We start from the raw sequence: 19,723 nt of genomic DNA, 5'->3' as shown, positions 1-19,723 counted from the left end.
TTGGCATTATGAACGCGTCTCTGTCTCCTTACACCGTCCCACTCGCCGTTACAGGGCTAATTATGCTGGCTTCTATTGCGTTCGCTTACCGGCAGCAACGGGTAGCCGGCAGCCGCGACTTGCTATTGCTGCTATTGGCAATCAGTTGTTGGGTAATTGCCTATGCTTTTGAACTGAACGCCCCTACATTGTCAGGCAAATTACTTTGGGCAAAAGTTGAATATTTTGGCATTGTCCTCATCCCGGTAGCCTACCTGCTTTTTACCCTCAAATATATGGGTGCGTTCCATAAAATAAAAAAGCCGTCACAATTTACGGCCGTTCTGCTCATCGTCCCTTTTATTACCCTGTTGCTCGTCTGGACAAATGAGCAACACGGACTTGTTTGGCATACCACGTCGTTAAGTCAGCAAAATAATTTAACATACCTGGTTCTGGAACACGGTTTTTGGTTTTGGGTAAATATTGGGTACATTTATCTGTTATTGACCACCAGCACCTTTTTTTTACTGCAAAAGATCATCACCGCGCCCCATCAATTTCGAGGGCAAATTATTCTGATTTTACTCGGCAGCTTGTCTCCCTGGCTAGGCAATGTTTTATACATTACAAACAGCAACCCTTTTCCTCATCTGGACCTCACCCCATTTGCCTTTGCTGTTACCTCATTTCTCTTTACCATAGCCCTATTCCGGTTTAACTTCTTGGATATTGTGCCTGTTGCGCGTGAGCGTGTGGTAGAACAGTTGGAAAGCGGCGTCATTGTGCTAGATTATCACAATCGGGTGGTGGATGTAAACGAAACGGCCGTTGCCCTGCTGCAAAAAGAAGAAAACGACCTGTTGGGGCAACCCTTTGCCGTCAACCACCCAAGCTGGGTACCATTGGAAATTGCGCTAAAAAATAGCCAGACAGCCACGCTAGAGCTAACCATTGATCAAACCTTCTTCGAGGCTGCCATCACACCTCTGGAAACCACAAACAAGCAGGCAAACGGCCGTCTTATTACCCTGCAAAACATCACCCAGCGCAAACAGACTGAAAGCCTGTTGCAACAAGCCAAAGAAACGGCCGAAGCTGCCAACCGGGCCAAAAACCATTTCCTCACCAACATGAGCCATGAAATTCGCACACCGCTCAATGCTGTAGTGGGCATGGCGGAAATGTTGCGGCAAACCAGCCTGAACGCCAACCAAAACGAAATGATAGATGTCATCGCCCAAAGCAGTAACACACTTGTTGGTCTCATCAACAACATTCTGGACTTTGCCCGCCTGGAAGCAGGCAACCTGAGCCTCAGCAACCAGCCCTTTAATCTCGTTGATTGTATAGAGGCCGCAGTAGAGGCTGTGCAAAAGGCTGCTAGCGATAAAATGATTGAGCTAACCTACTACATCGAGGAAGGCATCCCCACCATGCTTGCTGGCGACCCTGTGCGGCTGCGGCAGATATTGGTGAATTTGCTGGAAAACGGCATCAAGTTTTCTGAAGAGGGCAGCGTTCATATTGCAGTTACCCATATTCAGAAGACAGCAGGAATTATGCTGGAATTTGTCGTGCGCGACACCGGCATTGGTATTGCTGCCGAGCAGATTTCGCAGCTATTCTCCCCGTTTCAGCAAGTAGATGGGTCTTTAACGCGCGCACACGGCGGCAATGGGCTCGGTTTGGCCATTTGCAAACGGCTTGTAGAATGTATGGGTGGTGATATTTTCCTACTTTCAGAGCTGAACAAAGGCACATCGGTTCACTTTTCTGTGCAAATGGGTCTTGCCGCAGCACCAGGAAGCCCTGTCATTACTCTACGCAAGCACAATGCTTCGCTAGCTGGCCAACGGCTGCTCATTATTACAGATGCAGCCGCACAGCGCCGACAATTGAGCAAAGAGGCGCGGATGGTAGGGGTGGAAGTTTACGTAGCTGGCAGTACCGAAGAAGCGATTTATTGGGTAGATCATTCGCTGCCATTTGATATGGCACTGTTGGATACGGCCGTTTGGCAAAATGATTCATCCATTTTAACCCGGCTAAAAAATAATGAAACCAACACACCTTTGCCCACAATCTTAATGGGCCAGCAAGAAGAGACACTTCTTCAGGTAATGCAAAACGAACCAGGACTATTTGCCAGCACGCTCACTCTACCGGTCAAAGGGCCTCAGCTATACGATTTGCTCATGAACATTTTGTCAGTTGGTTCTGGCACAAAACCCAGGCGCGAACTGGGAGAAAGCATGGCAGAGCGCTATCCGCTAACCATTCTGTTGGTTGAAGACAACAAGCTGAATCGCCGCGTCATTCAAAACATGCTAGACAAATTAGGATACAAAGCAGATACAGCCACAAACGGCCGCATCGCCGTAGAAATAACCAAGCAGCACACCTACGACATGATCCTCATGGATATTCAAATGCCAGAAATGGACGGGGTGGCCGCCACAAAACAAATTTTGGCAAACTATGAAGGGGGGAAACGGCCGTACATTGTTGCCATCACAGCCCATGCTCTGCCTGGGGATCGTGAAACTTATCTTGCTGCTGGCATGAATCAATACCTCAGCAAACCAGTTACCATCAACCAGTTGGTCGAAGTACTCTACCAGAGCGTTCAGTTTCATGAACAGCCCATTAGCTCACCCATCCGTTCTCAAACTGAAGCGGTTGCCCCTACACCGACAAACCAGCCAATTGATCTTGTAGAATTAGCGCAGCTTGTGGGTGAAGATACCCATGAATTCCTAGATATGATGGCCCCCATCTTCTTGGAAGATGCAGCCACCCTAATGCAAACGCTAGAAGAAGCTGTGCGGGTAGAAGACAGCCAGACAATCCGGCACGCGGCCCACACATTAAAAGGAACCAGTGCCAGCATGGGCATGGTGCCGCTTTCTGCATTGAGCCGCAAACTAGAAATAATGGCTAAAGCGGAGCAGCTCGAAGAAGCTCCCCAAACTTTCAACCAAATCAAGGTAGAATACCAACGTGTACAAATTGCTCTGGCAGAGTTGAGTAAAGTGACCGTTTAATTACAGGCTTTTGTTAGGCACATTGTAACCAGACCCATTTACACATAAAATAGTAGCCAAGCAAATCACAATCAGGCTGCTTATTTTATACTTATGAATCAAGCGACAACCATCGGGAATCCATATCATCAAAACGGTTACAGCGGCCCCCTTTTTTTTGGGCGACAGGCGTTGTTTGCCTGGCTACTCGACCAAACTGCGCCCGATCTTTCTGCTGACCAACCAATTATTCTGCACGGGCCAGCCAAATTTGGTAAAACGGCCGTTCTAAAACAGCTAGAAACTGGCACCCTCAATCCGCCCTTTTTGGGCATCTATGTAGATTTTGCCGAGACAGCGCTAGACAGCCTGAGTGCGCTTTACTGGGATATTGCCAATGCGGGTCTCAATACGTTGGCACGGTACAACATCGAGCTACATACGCTCAACCATACAGACTTTATTGCCGATTCTCCCAAAGCATTGCAACAGCAATTCTTACTCCCAGCCGAAAAAATCTTGCATGAGAGACGGCCGTTCAGCCAAACCAGCCAACGCCGCCTCCTCTTTTTGTTCGACAACACCCACCTGCTGCTAGAACAAGCAACAGCCGAGGGGCTGCCAACTGAAACATTGGCAAATTTACATCGTCACCTTTCAACAGATACCACAGCTCACGTTATTTTTGCCATCACCAGCTCAGACAAAGATCAGGATCACATCATTGAACATCTCGCATTGCAAGATGGCCTATTTTATGAATTGCCCCCACTGGATGAAGACGAAACCATTGCCCTGGTGCGTCAGCCAGTTACCTACACGCTCGTTCAAGATGTGGCCCAATACATTTACCAAATCACCAAAGGTCATCCCCACAAAACACAGCAACTGTGTCATAATTTGTATGAGCACCAACAGCAATACAATCTTAGCCAGATTACTGTCGCAGATGTAGCTACCGTCCACAAATTCTCATCGTCCAACGGCAGTAGTGCCTTGCCCACGTATGATCTTCAGGGTAGTCACGGCGTAAAGCAAGCGTTTCGGCTGGCGGGTCGGGCAGACTTCTGGCGTAGCCGGTCGCTACTTTTTTTGCTGCTGGCAGTTGTGTTGCTAACAGCCTCCATTTTACTTTTTACGCTGGCGGGCAATTCGCCCATCAGCCAGCAGTTTGCGGGATTTCTAGGCGTTGCCACCCCTACCCCAACGGCCGTACCCGCTACACCTACCCCATTGCAAGCAGCGGCCGTTTTAACTGAATCCACGGCCACCTATACAATCACACCTACCCACACGCCCAGCCCCGCACCCACCGCCACACCAACTGTCACCCCAACACCCACACTAACCAGCACACCCACAGCGACCGCCACACCGAACCGCTACCCATCCACCATCATCCGTGAGCAAGACGGCATGGAAATGGTGCTCATTCCTGCTGGAACCTTCCCGATGGGTGCGGCCGAGGATGATTTTTCCGCTAGTTCAGATGAACGGCCGCAGCATGAGGTAACGCTGCCACAGTTCTACATAGACAGATACGAAGTAACCGTAGAGCAATATGCGGCCTTCCTCAACCGAATTGGTGCCTACGCCCGCGCCTGCGAGGGTGTAGATTGCGCCTGGCCGCAAGAGCTGGCAGGCTACACAAGTTATTTGTCACAGCAAGATATTGGAGATGGCTCTGTTCAATTTTTTGCCGTCACCGGTTTTGCCAACTATCCCATCAACCATGTAAGCTGGTTTGGGGCACAGCTTTACTGCGAATCGGTAGGGGCACGCCTGCCAACAGAAGCAGAATGGGAGTATGCAGCCAGGGGTACAGACGGCCGTATCTATCCCTGGGGCAACAACATACCAGACCCTCTCGGCGATTTGGCCGTGTTCCAAAGCGATAGCTACGAGAACTTGAAACCCGTTGATGCACTACCCAACGGGGCTAGTCCGTTTGGCATTTATGGCATGGCTGGCAGCCTGTGGGAATGGACAGGTGACTGGTACGACGAAAATTATTATGCTGAAAGTGAAACAAATTCACCTGCCGGCGCAGAAACTGGCTTTGCCCGCGTCATCCGTGGGGGAGCCTGGCCTTTCAACAATCAGGCGGATCGCATTCGTGCCACCAATCGTAACTCATTGTCCCCCGACTTTATCAGTTCGGCCGTTGGCTTTCGCTGCGCCCGGCTACCCTAAGACAGGTGGGTCAAGGCTTGCTACTTTAAGTCTACTTGCCGTTTCGATAACTTATTTGCGAATGAGCACCAAGATGCGTATGATTGCCAAACAAGTATAGACAGAAGCGAGGATATGAATGACAAACACCACTGATTTGCCAATCAGCCCACAACTTTTAGAGATTCTGCGCTGCCCGTTGGCGGTGCAATCCACCGAGTACGGGGATGATCCGGGGCAACTGGAACTTGTGCATAACTGTTGGCTAGTCTGTGCCGATACCAACATGAAATATCCAATTCGGGACGGCATCCCAGTGATGTTAATTGAAGAGGGGGAAAAATGGCGAGATACGGCCGTTGCCGACCTCCCCGTCCCCCCACCTGCCACCTAAAAAAATGAAAACAATATTGCAAATAGAAGACAACCACGCCAACCGCCTGCTCGTTGAGCGCGTGTTGGAACCACACAACTATCGGCTGCTGCACGCCGCCGACGGTGAAACAGGCGTCACCATGGCAATTGAAGAAACCCCAGATTTGATCCTGGTGGACATGGGCTTGCCAGACGTGGACGGGCAAACAGTCGTCATTCTGCTAAAGCAAATTCCAGAAATGAAAGACATACCTATCGTAGCCATTACCGCCTGGCCAGAAGATAAAGCATTAGAGATGGCCCAACAATATGGTTGCGATGGCTGTATCACCAAACCTATCAATGTTAAATCTTTTCCTTCCCAAGTTGCCGCATTCCTGGAAGGTGTTCCAAAAAATCCGCCACCAAATTTGTAGCTTCACCTGCTTGCATGAATCTTCAACCCGCAGATAAATTTACCTACGAACAGCTTACTGACGCTTATAATGAAACCCGCGTTGATTACATGGTGCCGATGCCTATGAATGTGGCGCGCCTTATGGAATATTGCCGCGTTTATGATGTTTCGTTGGAACATTCTTGCGTGGCCGTTGAGGGGGACGTAGCACTTGGTTTGGGGATGCTGGGCGTGCGGCAAGGGCGCGGCTGGATTACGCGATTGGGCGTACTGCCTGCCGGTCGGCGTAAAGGAACCGGCGGCGCGCTTATGAGTTGTCTTCTAAAAGGTGCACAAAACGAGTCGCTAGAAATGATGTGGCTAGAAGTTATTAAGGGAAACAAGCCAGCGCATCAACTTTTTTTAAAGTTTGGGTTTAAACAGACCCGTGAACTGATTGTGGCCCGACGCGCCCCGAAAGCGCAACTAAAAGAAGCTGTTTTTGACAAAGTAAAGCGCATCACGACGCTTAATCATGAAGATGCCATCATTTTGCTCTCGCACCGGGAAGAACGACCGAATTGGCTAAACGAGACCGAATCCCAACAAAATGTACGCAACTTGTCTGCCCTGCTGGTGGAGCTCAAAAACGGGGGGCGTGGCTGGGTAACGTACCACGCAGGGCTGCTCCAGCTCACGCGGCTCATTGTAGAAGTCACCATTGGCGATCCCACTGAAGTGACAGAAACAATCTTGACAGTGCTGCACCAACGGCACAAACGCCAGGATTCTATTGCTGAAAATTTGAGTGAAGATGCAAAATGGCTTGGCTTTCAAAAGGTGGGCTATTTTGATTCGTTCCGGCGCATTGAGATGAATCGGCCGTTATAATTCCCGCATGAGCCTGCAAATTCCACAACCAACGGCCGTCCTGGAAGCCGCCAAACGCATTGCCGAAGTAGCCAACCATACGCCCGTCCACACATCGCGCACGCTTAACCAGCAAACAGGCCACAAAATTTTTCTGAAATGTGAAAACTTCCAGCGAGTTGGGGCGTTCAAATTTCGCGGCGCATACAATGCTGTGAGCCAGCTTAGTGCGGCGCAAAAAGCAGCGGGCGTTGTGACCCATTCCAGCGGCAACCATGCCCAGGGGCTAGCACTTGCCGCCAAATTGCTTGGTGTAAAGGCTACCATCGTCATGCCAGACGATGCCCCGGCCATCAAAAAAGCAGCCACAGCGGGCTACGGAGCCACAATCATCTCCTGCCCGGCTGCTGAGCGAGAAGCCATCTGTGCTCAGCAAGTGAGGGAACATGGCTACACGCTCATCCACCCCTACGACAACCCCAATATTATCGCCGGGGCGGGAACGGCCGCTCTAGAACTGCTGCAAGAAGTTGGGCCGCTCGACCTCCTGTTTACGCCCGTGGGCGGCGCAGGTTTACTCAGCGGCACGGCGCTGGCGGCAGCAGCTATCCAGCCCCACTGCCGTGTCATTGGCGTGGAGCCTGCCATAGCCAACGACGCCCAGCAATCGTGGCAACGTGGCGAAATTGTGCGGCTAACGGCCGTCTCCAACACCATCGCCGACGGCCTACGCACTTGCTTCGTAGGAGAACACAACCTGCCCATTTTGCGCCAATACGTTAGCAACATCCTAACGGTCACCGAAGAAGAAATTGCAGCCACACTGCGCTTTTTATGGACGCGCCTAAAGCTGGTGGTGGAACCCAGTGCGGCCGTTGCCTTAGTCCCCGCCTTCATGGGCAAAATTGATCCCCCAGGCCAGCGTATTGGCATCATTTTAAGTGGCGGCAATGTAGACGTAGCTCAAATTGCCCCCCTGTTCGAAGATTAAGCTCCCAATTCCCACCAGAATTCAGCCGCAAGACAAGAATTTAGAAAGGCAACCTATGCTTGTGCTTGCAAAAAAACATTCATAATTCATAATTTCCACAGGGGTTGGATTCATGCCCAAATGGTGGCCATTTCAGAAAAAAGAAGAGAGCACAACCTTAGAAACTGATGCCTTTGCCCAGGCCGAGGCTGCCTTGCGAACACAAATTAAACAGCAACAAGCCGATGGCGTTTCAGCTCAAGCCATCCTCTATTTCATTGAAAATCAATCGCAAGCATTGGAAAAAGAAGCGCAAACCGTCGCCGTTAAAGGCAAGCTACGCGCCTATGATTTACTTTACAGCGAACTGCGCCCTCGCGTTTTGGAGAATTTATCCGCTGGCAAGGCGCTAGAAATGGCAGGGCGCATTGAAGAAGCGTGTCAACATTACGAACAGGCAGTGCATGACCAGGTTTCTACACGCTTCCCGTATGAACATTTGCGCGTTATTTACCGCCGAGAAGGTAAATTTGAGGATGCGTTGCGTATTTGCAACCTAGCTGTGCAAAATCCATTTCTTAGCAAACGCGACCAGGCGCACTTTCAGCAATGGGCTGCCAAACTTCAGCAAACCTAATTACTTTAGAAGTTATGTAGTGGCTCAGGCCACACCTCGGCCCAGAAGGGTTGCTCTCCTGACAAAATATTCAACTCAACAGTATAATCAGCCTGCATGAAATCACTTTTTGCTAGATTGCAACAGGTCATCAGGTGGTTCTTTACGCCAGGGCAGCGCGGCCTCAAGATAGGGCTTGCTCTGTTGGTGCTCGTTGCGGGGGCATATTTGCTCAATCGCGGCGTTGGCTACTTACGATTATTGACCGATCCCCGAAATCAATCTTTTTTGCAGTGGGCGCAAGGCGATGCAGAAGCACGTAACGCCTTGATCACCACCCAGCAAGATATCTGCCCCGGCGCTCCCTTCATTTTGCCCACCGATGGCTTTATTGGCCTGCTTTACGAAGACCCACGCGGCCCGTACTCCAATAGCAACCCACACCAGGGCATTGATATCTTTAGTGAAGGGAAGTCTGGCACAACGGCCGTTTACGCTGCCTACGATGGCTATGTAACCCGCGACGCCACCTGGCGGAGCGCAATCATCGTGCGCGTACCAGATGATCCGCTGCGTTCAGGTGAGCAAATTTGGCTGTACTATACCCACATGGCAGACCGAGATGGCAATAGCTTTATTGAACCCGCCTTCCCGCCAGGTACGTCTGAGCTGTTTGTGGAGCAGGGGACGCTACTGGGCTACACGGGCGATTACAACGGCAACGCAGCTCGGAACATTTGGGTTCACCTGCATTTTTCGATTGTGAAAGATGACGGCAACGGCCGTTACCTAAACGAGCTACAATTTGAAAACACCTTAGACCCATCCCCTTACTTTGGCATGGCGCTAAACTACCAATGCACGCCCACCGCTAGCGGCTGCACCGCCAACCCCGTCTGCACAAGCTGATCCACACGAGTGCGGCCCATTGCCTATGAGGAAACTCACCAATCAATCGTGACAAAGATCAGGCAGAACCTACCTTCTATGCTGTTACAATCTGTTTGTAACTTTATTCACAAAGTTACACGGGGCTCCTCTTTCTTTTCTGAGGCAAACGGCGCGACGAAAGTTGCGCCGTTTGTACATTAAGCGACAATTCCGCCAGCAATCAATTGTCTATTTATAGAGGCAGAGGCATCGCATGAGCAGCAATGGCAGCAGAAAAATCAACCGAAAGCGTCTCCTGTTTTCACTCGCGCCCCTGGTGGCTTTGCTGCTGGTGCTCATCGGGGTAAATTTGCTGCCATTAACGACTGCAGAGCCGCAGACGCCGGCTGCAACGGCCGTATCTATCGCAACCCAACCCGCCACTCCCATCGCCACATCCACACGCCCACCCATTCTTTTGGCAACCATTTTGCCCAGCCCCACACCCACCATCACGCCACGCCCAACGGTGCCGCCAGAAGCCACCATTCACCTTTTTGGCCCACCCAACGAAAGCACTCTGCCGCTGAACGGCCGTATCGCCTTTTTCTGGCAATATTCAGAACCGCTGCTGCCGGGGCAAGAATTACTGTTTACGCTGCGGCAAAATGATGCGGTTATTGCCACCAGCCGCCTTAACCAGCCCAATTTTGGAACGGGCTACCAAATCTTATTGGAGTTAGAGGATATTGCTGCGGTAGGAACGGCCGTTTGGCAGGTAAATTTACAATGGGAAGATGAAAAGACTCCGTTGCTCTCCAGCGAAAATCGCAGCTTGCTGCTTCTTTCTGAATAAACAATCACTTCTTTATTTTTATGTGAACTAAGAATGTGTATAATTGAAGGGGTGTCGTTTCAACCCCAGCGATTTTATGCGCTTCTGGAACAGAACGGGAGCTTGGTCAATATTAACTCATGGCATCTACACGTAATAAAAAAGCAAATGACAACCAAATAAACCATTACGTGCTGGACGAGCTACTCGTGGAGCAAGCGGCCAGTGCCATCTATATGGCAAAAGATACCAAAACGGACGAATCGGTATTTTTGGTGACCCTACAGCCAGAAGCTGCCAAATCAACCGACTTGAGCGAACGGTTCCAGCGTCGTGCCGAAACGCTTTCACAGCTAGAAGATGCCACGCTGCTGCCCTTGCAGGATTTTGGGGTAGATGGGAAACGGCCGTACGCTGCTATGCCTTACCGCTCAGGCCAATTTTTATCTGAAAAGCTAGAAAACACCCCACCCCTACCTCAGGAGAGCCCGGACAAAACAGAAATCATTGCCGCGCTGGAATTGGTAAAAAAAGTGGCGACCGGCCTCAGCATCGCACACCCAACTGGCCTAATCCACCACGATTTGCGCCCAGAAAACATCTACCTGGATGACAGTGGCAATCCATACTTGCTGGATTTGGCCGTGCCACCTGTGCCACCCATCGTCTCACAGTTAGATGAAGCGCAGCCAACCGAGCTAGATTATCAATCTCCTGAGCAAAAAGCAGGTAAGGCACTTTCAGGGCGAAGCAACGTTTTTTCGCTGGGCATATTGGTTTATCGGCTGCTGGCAGGCCACCAACCCGCCTTGCCGTTATCCGAATGGGACATCTTTGAGCAAAAAGGCACCCCAAGAGAGGTTCCACTCAATCAGGTGCGTACGGATTTAGCCACAGCAACTTATGTGCTGGTGCAAAATAGCATCTGGCAACGAGAGTGGAGTCGGTACGAAACGGTTAACGCACAACTTGAAGCGTTTGATGAAGCCATCGCCGCTGAATCTGCGCCGCCGCCACCACCGCCACCAATTTGGCTGCGCCTGTTTAATCGCCTCCGACAAACGCGCCTAAGAAAATTCATCATCCCTGCCATCGTTTTACTTTTCTTGCTGCTGCTGGTGGTCATGCTCATGCGGGGGCGGGGTAATCGCCAACAAAACGTCACGCCGTCCCCTGAGGCAGTCATTTTGCCTGCGGTCGTTGCCACAACGGCCGTTCCACAAACCGACGAAGCGCTCACCAATAGCCCCACCAACACAGCCCCTGCCATGCAAGAACCAGGCGATACAGCTGCCACCAGCGAAGATGAGGTGCTTCCCCCCACTGAGGAAGTGGAAACGCCCACCAACGAACCTTCACCAACGGCCGTACAGGCCGCACCGACACCCACAGAACTTGCCCCAACCGCTACAGCTACTACCACAAGCACACCAACAGAAACGCCCACTTTGGAACCAACAGAAACAAGTTGTGTTCCCTCCCCCCCATTTGGCTGGGTACGCTACACAATCCAGGCCAACGACTCCCTCTCTTCGTTGAGTCAGGCCACTGGCACCACCGTGGCTCGTCTGCAAGAAGTTAACTGCCTGGAGACAAATCTACTAAATGTGGGGCAGCAAATCTGGCTACCTGCTTCACCAAACCCCACAGACACCCCCGCTGCGCCTGAGCCAACCGACCCGGCAGCAACGGCCGTTCCCCCGGCAATACGCCACAACCGCCACCACCAACTTCAGGGCCGTCAACGCCCACCGTTCCACCAGCCCCCACGCCATAATTTCTTCGCGCTGTCGTAAGCCACAATGCAACCTGCCCCTTCCAAAATGAAGGAGGTGTCCTTGCTTGTACCCGGGACTTCTTGCTGGCGGTAGCCGTAGTTTCAGGAGAAAAATAATGAAGTGGAGAAACAACAAACCCTCGTGGGGCATCCTCACACTCGTACTCACCTTATTTATTACCATGACACCCATCATTTTTGCCGAGCCAATTAACGACGGCAGCTTTGAAAACGTACCTTCAGATTGGGATGAATTTTTTAACACCCCATGTCCTATCAGCGGTATCGGAGATTGGTCGAGCATTGTCCCAAATATTGACGGGCAACAAACATTATGGGTGGGTGGCGCATGTGGCCCAAGTCCAATTATTATTCGTAACAACGGAGCCCAACAATCAATTCCGTTGGCGGAAAATGCAGCCTTGCTCTCCTTTTGGTTCAACCCCTTTAAACCTAATCCCGGTCCAGCAAACATAGATCGTGCAGTTGTTACGATTGATGATGAAGAAATTTGGTCGTTGGTCGTTGACGGTATTGGCAATCCAACAGGTTGGAACAACGCAATTATTGATATTAGTGAATTTGCAGACCAAACAGTTACACTCACTCTGGCAATGCAACAAAATATAGATGGGAGCATTGCCAACGTCTTTTTTGACGCCATCGAAGTTTTTCACCCGCAAATAACAATTAGCCAAACCGTCTCGCCAACGGCCGTTTTCGAGGGCGACCCGTTCACGGTTGAAATAACCATTGAAAATAGTGGGGACACCGTGCTGGAAAATGTGGCAGTCAGCAACAGCAGTTTTGGCAATTGTGACCAAGCTGCTGGCCACTTGCCCATGCTACAGCCTAGCGAAACCGTCAGTTACAGTTGCGAAATTGCCAATGCAGAGGCCGGACTGGTTAATACCGCAACGGCACAGGCCACTACAACCGCCATTGAATACCCAGTAGAAGCCAGCCAAACCGTAGAGGTTACAGTAGTAAATCCCTTGCTCGCTCTGTCTGTTTCGCCAGAGGCAGCCACTGTTACAGAGGGAGAGCACCTGCTTTTTCACATCACCCTTACCAATAGTGGCACTGCTGGCCTGGAAGAAGTGACTATTCTTTCAGAGCCAGACAGTGGTTGTGATCTGTTTTTGGATGTGCTTGCAGTAGGGCAAACGGCCGTTTTCAACTGCACCTATACGCCTACTGAAAGTGGCACAATTCTGTTTACGGCAACCGGCACAGAAACCACCACCAAAGCAGAGGTGGCAACGGTAACGGCCATTTCCATCGAAGTATTGCCCACAGACCCACCAACCACCCTCGGCCGCACCGTGTACCTGCCCGTTGCGCTCAATAATTATCTAAGTCAAAACGCTCTGGGCGAACCAAATGACGCCTGTAGCCAAGCATACCCCCTTGAAACTAACCAACCCTATCAATTTTTAGCGGAAAACACCCACGACTGGTATCAGTTTTCACTGACCTCGCCTACTGATGTTACAGTAAAGTTAACTAACTTTGCTCCAGTTGCTGGCCAAATCATTATCTGGCGAGGTAGCTGCGACACTCTAACACTCCTCGGCCAAAACGGAAATTTCTCCACAACAAAAACAGTATCTCTCACCAACCAGCCGGTAGGCACATATTATGTGTGGCTCATCAATGATGGCGGAGCAAACTTCAACGATGAATACACCTTAGATATCACAACGCCTTAAAAAATAGAATGCGATTCCTTGTAGTCGAGTAAACAGACTGAGCAAAGGCAAACAATCGCATATCTCATAGAGAACCTGAATAGATACATTGATACGATAAATGAAGGCATTTCGTAAGGAAGATCGCAACTTTCCATCGTTATGATGAGGCCAATAAGTGTACTTATGTTTAATGTGGGAGCAGCATGTCTTGAAAAGAGGCAGCATTTCTAGGAAGAGTGTGACCCACGACCAAATTTATTGGCCTTGCCAAACGCCAACGAGCAACTACGCAACTTCATCTATCTCGTTTGGTATGCTTGATGTACCTAACTGTTTCAGCTTGTTTTTTCTTGGGTATAATGGCGAGGCCTTGTTTGCATAACGTTTGCAAATTGATTATTAGGAACGGATGGAAACCCAGAAAGGCCAGGCAAAGCCGTCCAACTTGTTTGACCAGCTACTGGATCAATATAGGTTAGAAGCCCACATCGCGCAGACGGCCGTAACCGATCTTTATCGGGCATTTGATGTTGATGAACACTGCTCTGTAGCGGTAGAAATTCTCCTGCCAATTTATAACAACAAAAAACAGTATGTAGACCAGTTCATCGAAAAAATGAACAAGGTCTCCCAGCTAAAACACCCCAACATTGCCGAAGTCTACCAAATTGGCATAACGCCCAATAATCGGCCTTATGTTTCCCGCGACTTGGTCGAAGGTTTCTCGCTCCGCAACCGATTAAACCAGCTAGCAGAACAGCCCTCACCCGCCAACAGCATTTACGCCCTCCAGATTGTTCGCCAATTGGCAGAAGCGCTGGAATTGGCAGAAAGAATGGAGCTGTTTCATTACCATCTCTCTCCAGATAACATCCAATTAAAGAAAGATGGTACCGTTGTGCTGGTAGATTTAGGGATTCCAGCGATAGAGAATGGTACGGCCGTTAACACAAAAAGCGATGCCCACACGCCATACACAGCCCCAGAACGCCTGCAAGGAAAACCCCTAGACAGCCGCAGCCAGATTTATGCGCTGGGCGTCATGTTGTACGAAATTTTAGTTGGCGAGCTACCGCAGGAACCTCCTTCTGTCTGGCAATCTTTTTCACAAGCAATACGGCCGCAAAATACGGTTCTAGAAGAAAAACGGCCAGATTTAGCTAAGCAAACATATGAGCTCCTGGAAAGAAGCATACGCAAACAACCATGGGGACGTTACGCTACCATTAAAGAGTTTTTGGAAGCGATTGATGACGCGCTGCAAAACGAACGCATGTTGGTGCAAATGCGTGGGGGCACTGAAATCTTGGCACCGTCGCCACCGCGCCGCTCACGCACAGTACTCTTGTTGCCCTTGGTCGGTATTTTGGTCATTTTGGGGATTGTCGCCATCTTGGCAACGTCGCGTGGGCAAGTGGCAGTCACGCCCACGGCGCAACCAGTTGCCATCGTTGACGATGCCACCGCCACACCAACCGCAACGTCCACAACGCCAATCGGTTCAGAGAATACGGCCGCCGACATTACCCCAACCAGTCGTATAGAAACAGTTGGTATTATCAATCTCGTGTCGCCAGCAGAAGCAACCGAGTTCCTGGCCGGGGACACAGCCAATTTCCAATGGAGCTGGCCAGACACATTAGCAGAGAACCAGCGATTTGCCGTCTATTTAATCACAGAAAACGGCCGTTCCCTGCTAGGCAGCGTCAGCACCCCCACCGAAGATGGCAATTATAGTCTACAAACATTGCTGCCAAACAATGGCAGCAACGCGATGTCGGAATGGCACATTGTTTTAGAAGATTTGGCAACCAATCGAGAAATTGCCGCAAGCAGCAACCGGCTCATTTCAATCAAACCAGCCCCTACCACAGCAACATTTACGCCAACCCCAACTGAAACTGCCACAGCAACCTTCACACCATCTCCAACACCCATCCCCCAAGTAGTCGTTTTTGTGAGTTCCGTCAGCCTCAGGCAAGGGCCAGGCACCATTTACCCAATTCTGCGGTTTTTATATGAAGGGGAAATCGTGGGGGTCATTGGCCAGTACACTCCTGACGGAGAGTGGTACAATGTAGTTCTAGATGATGGCAGCAAAGGTTGGCTATCTGACGATGGCACTCAGTTTGTGGATGAATCTTTGAGCAACAACATTCCTATAGCTGCTACAATTCCGCCACCACCTACAAAAACACCAACACCGACACCAACGAATACACCTACGCCTACAAACACGCCTACACCCATCCCCGGCGGTGGTAATCCACAACCAACATCGGTTCCACCAACATTCACCCCGCCCCCGCCTCCTCCAGGCGGATAATGGGGTCTAGGTTATTTCATTGCCAGGCAATAAGTAGCAATAAATAACAAGAAGTATAGCTTGAGTATCGGTATGCGGAGAAAACGTGTCCTTCTAATTTTCACTGTCCTGTTTGGCATGGTCATGTCTGTCTTCTGGCTTGGCAATGTGTTGGCCGATGCCACCGTGCAAGTCAACCAAGAGCTTGTCGTAAATGAAGGGGATAATGGCATTATTGACAATAGCCTACTTTTGTCGGATGATGATCCTGGTGGAGGAGGTGCAGTTGGGGCAATCATGACCTACACTCTGGTAACAACCCCAGCCAACGGCATACTCACCAATACCAATACAGCAACCACCCTTACACCTACTGCTCAGTTCACCCAGTCTGACATTGACAATGGATTTCTTCAATACACTCACGACGATAGCGAGACGCTATCCGACAGCTTTGATTTTACGGTTGCCACCAGCATGACGATGGCCAGCGACACGTTTGTCATTACAATCACGCCAGATTTTGATCAGACGCCCGTTGTGGATGATCAGACCTTTTCTGTACCTGAAAACAGCACGACGGGAACGGCCGTTGACACCATTGTCGCCTCAGATTTAGATGCCGGAGATAGCTTGACCTACACCATCACCGGGGGGAATTTCGGTAGCCCGTTTGCAGTGGACAGCGGCAACGGTGCTATCACAGTAGACAGCCCCACCCCATTGGACTTTGAAACGAATGAGACGCTCACCTTTACAGTGGAAATTACGGATATGGGGATGCTGACAGATACGGCCGTAATCACAATCAACGTGCAAAACGTAAACGAACCCCCCACCCTCAACGACGACAGCTTTTCACTGCCAGAAAACTCAGCCAACGGCACGGCCGTTGGCACCGTAACAGCCAGTGATCCAGATGCAGCCGACGCAGGCAATCTCACATTTGACATCATCGCTGGGAACACAGGTAGCGCATTTGCCATCAGCAACGACGGCAATAACAATGGCGACATTACCGTTGCCGATACAAACCAACTAGATTTTGAAACGACGCCCACATTTACGCTGACTGTACAAGTCGAAGACAGCGGCATGAATTTAGACGAAGCCGAAGTTGTTATTGATCTCACAAATGTGAATGAGCCGCCAACCACCAGCAATGCCACCTACACGCCAAATGAAAATTTGGGGACCGGTGAGGGTGTAGGTAATGTTTTGGCGACTGATCCTGAAGGTGTGTCCCTGAACTATGAAATTACGGCTGGTGATCCAATGTCTGCATTTAATGTCAATGCCGCTGGGCAAATCGTTGTCAGCGACACAACCCAGCTCGATTTTGAAACGACACTGTCCTATACACTCACCATTGCCGTGGACGATAGTGTCAATTCTGCGGTTGACGCCACGGTTTTCATCAATCTGCAAGATTTGAATGAGCTGCCAAGCGTTTCTGGGAACACCTTTGCCATAGACGAGAATAGTAGTAACGGCACGGCCGTTGGCACTGTAACAGCCAGCGACCCAGATGCTGATGACGCAGGAATGCTCACGTTCGACATTATCTCCGGGAATACAGGTGGCGCATTTGCCATCAGCAACGACGGCAACAACAATGGCGACATTACTGTCGCCAATACAAACCAGCTAGATTTTGAAACAACAGAATCCTTCACGCTCGGCATCATCGTCACTGACACAGGGTGGTTAGGGCCAAACCTAAGCAACACAGCTTCGATCACCATCAACATCAACAACCTTTATGATGAAAGCCCCAGCGTGAGCAACGCAACCTTCTTCGTGTCTGAGGGAGACGCAGACGGCGTACTAGCTGGTACCGTCTCTGCTACTGATGTTGAATTAAGCAACGGTGATGAATTAACCTTCTCTATCGAGGGGGGAAATGTGGGCAGTGTGTTTGCCATCAACAGCAGCAGCGGGCAAATTACCGTGCCAGACACTAGCAAACTGGATGCTGACGCCATGCCCACCTTTAATCTGACAGTACAAGCAATTGATCGCGGCGGAAACGCTGATACAGCCACCATTACTGTTAACGTATCGCCGCTGCCCATCACCTACATCTTCTTGCCAACGGTGCTGAACAATTACCCACCCATCGAGCCCAACAACAATTGCAGCCAGGCATTTGGCCTCGGCAACAACATCAATTATGAATTTACGGCCGATGATCAAGAGGATTGGTACAGCTTCACTGTAACCAGCCAGCAAGATGTGACTATTACGCTATCAGATTTTGAGCCAGCCTCAGGCCAGCTAATTGTTTATAGCGGCACGTGCAGCAGTTTGACGCTATTACAAAATAATGGCTCCGCCTCAAGCACCAAAATAATCAATCTGACCAACTTGGGGGCAGGCACATATTACATCCGTGTGTTTAGCGCGCCTGTTACCAACACAGATTATAATCTGCGTGTAGATTTTAACTAAAGCATCTACCTCACGCTTCATCGAAAACGCGCCGCCTGAAATTATTCTAGGCGGCGCGTTTTTTCTTTATCCGACAACAGAAGTTCAACTTTTGTCAAAGATTGAACTTCTACCGTAGGTTAGAGGCTATAAATTCAAAATATGGCGAGCGATGACCAAGCGTTGAATTTCGCTGGTGCCTTCGCCAATGGTCATCAGTCGGGTGTCACGGTACATGCGCTCTACCTCGAATTCACTGCTGTAGCCGTAGCCGCCATGAATTTGAATGGCATTGCGGCAAACGCGCTCGCTTACCTCCGTAGCAAACAGCTTGGCCATTGCCGCCTCTTTCGTGTACTTTTTGCCTGCGCCTTTTAACGAGGCAGCCCAATACACCATCAGACGGGCGGCTTGTAGTTCGGTGGCGGCATCGGCCAGCATCCACTGCACGGCCTGGTGGTGGGCAATTGGTTTGCCAAATGTTTCGCGCTCATGGGCATATTGCACGGCCGTTTCATACGCTGCCTGCCCCAAACCAACGGCCAATGCGCCTATGCCCACACGTCCACTGTCCAGGGTGGCCAACGTTTGCTGCAAACCCCACCCCTCTTCGCCCAGCAGATTTTCTAGCGGCACGCGCACCTCATCAAAAGTGACAGCGTGGGTGGGCGAGCCTTTTAAGCCCATCTTTTTCTCGGCGGGGCCTACGTTGATACCGGGCGTCTCTGTGGGTACGATGATGTGGCTGAGCGAGCGGCTGCCGTCAGCCCTGTCTGTTCGACAAAGCACCACCATCACGTCGGAAATGGAGGCGTTGGTCATCCACATTTTGGTACCGTCAATGATCCAGGAGTCGCCTTCTTTTACGGCCGTTGTTTGCACACCACCCTGTAAATCAGACCCAGCACCCGGTTCTGTGAGAGAGAGGCAACCTAGTTTACCCTTGCCGGTAGCCAATGGTGGCAGCCACTGCGCTTTTTGCGTGTCGTTACCGTACTTAACAATTGGCCCCAATGCTAACCCGTTGTGGGCAGAAATCGCCAAGGCCGTAGAGCCACAGCCCCACCCTAACTCTTCAATAGCAATGGCGGCACTGACGGCATCAACGGCCGCACCGCCATACTCCTCTGGCACTTCCAAGCCAAGCAAACCAACTGGCCCCATTTTTTTAACGGCCGTCCAGTTAAATTCACCCGTCTCATCAGTCTCCCGTGCCATTGGTTTTAACTCTTTGGCTACAAAATCATGCACGATATGTTGAAACTCGCGTTGTTCCTCATTTAGTTCAAAGTTCATCGCTTACTCCTCTGAAAATAAATTAACCGCAGAGAACGCGGAGGACACAGAGAAAAATCTGTCCGCAATCTGCGCCAATCTGCGAAATCTGCTGATTTTCATTCATGGTGGTCAACGACAGTTGGTGTCGTC

14 protein-coding genes are annotated in these 19,723 nt (G+C 50.5%); 13 read left to right on the top strand and 1 reads right to left on the bottom strand.

The features are described 5' to 3' along the window. Window positions 1-8 precede the first annotated feature (8 nt). The 13 genes from ACOQPM_RS25550 (at window position 9) to ACOQPM_RS25490 (ending at window position 18,316) form a co-directional block, all read left to right on the top strand. Complete coding sequence (locus ACOQPM_RS25550; protein WP_420631223.1) at window positions 9-3,026, top strand: histidine kinase N-terminal 7TM domain-containing protein; 3,018 nt, start codon at window positions 9-11, stop codon at window positions 3,024-3,026. Window positions 3,027-3,119: 93 nt separating this feature from the next. Continuing rightward, a complete protein-coding gene (locus ACOQPM_RS25545; protein ID WP_420631222.1) occupies window positions 3,120-5,198 on the top strand; it encodes a formylglycine-generating enzyme family protein in 2,079 nt (692 codons plus the stop codon). 118 nt (window positions 5,199-5,316) lie between these two features. Then, window positions 5,317-5,571, top strand: coding sequence for a Trm112 family protein (locus ACOQPM_RS25540; RefSeq protein WP_420631221.1), 255 nt, complete (start codon window positions 5,317-5,319; stop codon window positions 5,569-5,571). A 16-nt stretch (window positions 5,572-5,587) separates the two neighbouring features. Continuing rightward, on the top strand, window positions 5,588-5,968 hold the full coding sequence (locus ACOQPM_RS25535) for a response regulator (protein ID WP_420631220.1): 381 nt from the start codon (window positions 5,588-5,590) through the stop codon (window positions 5,966-5,968). Between the two features lie 14 nt (window positions 5,969-5,982). Beyond that, the gene (locus ACOQPM_RS25530) at window positions 5,983-6,819 is read left to right on the top strand and encodes a GNAT family N-acetyltransferase (protein ID WP_420631219.1); all 837 of its coding nucleotides are present in this window, start codon (window positions 5,983-5,985) and stop codon (window positions 6,817-6,819) included. A gap of 7 nt (window positions 6,820-6,826) precedes the next feature. Then, window positions 6,827-7,789 carry a pyridoxal-phosphate dependent enzyme gene (locus ACOQPM_RS25525; RefSeq protein ID WP_420631218.1) on the top strand — a complete coding sequence of 321 codons (963 nt, stop codon included), beginning with the start codon at window positions 6,827-6,829 and terminating at the stop codon, window positions 7,787-7,789. A 112-nt stretch (window positions 7,790-7,901) separates the two neighbouring features. After that, entirely contained in the window at window positions 7,902-8,405 is a 504-nt protein-coding gene (locus ACOQPM_RS25520; protein WP_420631217.1) for a hypothetical protein, read from the top strand. A gap of 96 nt (window positions 8,406-8,501) precedes the next feature. Continuing rightward, complete coding sequence (locus ACOQPM_RS25515) at window positions 8,502-9,293, top strand: M23 family metallopeptidase (RefSeq protein ID WP_420631216.1); 792 nt, start codon at window positions 8,502-8,504, stop codon at window positions 9,291-9,293. Between the two features lie 235 nt (window positions 9,294-9,528). Next, window positions 9,529-10,110, top strand: a complete 582-nt coding sequence (locus ACOQPM_RS25510) for a hypothetical protein (RefSeq protein ID WP_420631215.1) — start codon at window positions 9,529-9,531, stop codon at window positions 10,108-10,110. Window positions 10,111-10,229: 119 nt separating this feature from the next. After that, window positions 10,230-11,885 (top strand): protein kinase domain-containing protein, encoded by a 1,656-nt coding sequence (locus ACOQPM_RS25505; protein WP_420631214.1) that lies wholly within the window; start codon window positions 10,230-10,232, stop codon window positions 11,883-11,885. 97 nt (window positions 11,886-11,982) lie between these two features. Continuing rightward, window positions 11,983-13,578 (top strand): hypothetical protein, encoded by a 1,596-nt coding sequence (locus ACOQPM_RS25500; RefSeq protein ID WP_420631213.1) that lies wholly within the window; start codon window positions 11,983-11,985, stop codon window positions 13,576-13,578. 391 nt (window positions 13,579-13,969) lie between these two features. Continuing rightward, window positions 13,970-15,886: a protein kinase domain-containing protein gene (locus ACOQPM_RS25495; protein ID WP_420631212.1), complete on the top strand. Its 1,917-nt coding sequence runs from the start codon at window positions 13,970-13,972 to the stop codon at window positions 15,884-15,886. A gap of 72 nt (window positions 15,887-15,958) precedes the next feature. Then, complete coding sequence (locus ACOQPM_RS25490; protein WP_420631211.1) at window positions 15,959-18,316, top strand: cadherin domain-containing protein; 2,358 nt, start codon at window positions 15,959-15,961, stop codon at window positions 18,314-18,316. A gap of 126 nt (window positions 18,317-18,442) precedes the next feature. Here the strand turns inward: ACOQPM_RS25490 and ACOQPM_RS25485 are convergent, their stop codons facing one another. Then, on the bottom strand, window positions 18,443-19,591 hold the full coding sequence (locus ACOQPM_RS25485) for an acyl-CoA dehydrogenase family protein (RefSeq protein ID WP_420631210.1): 1,149 nt from the start codon (window positions 19,589-19,591) through the stop codon (window positions 18,443-18,445). Window positions 19,592-19,723: the final 132 nt, after the last annotated feature.

It is taken from the genome of Candidatus Leptofilum sp., from assembly GCF_965223525.1.
GTDB lineage: Bacteria > Chloroflexota > Anaerolineae > Promineifilales > Promineifilaceae > Leptofilum.
This window is presented reverse-complemented; position numbering and strand designations above follow the sequence as displayed.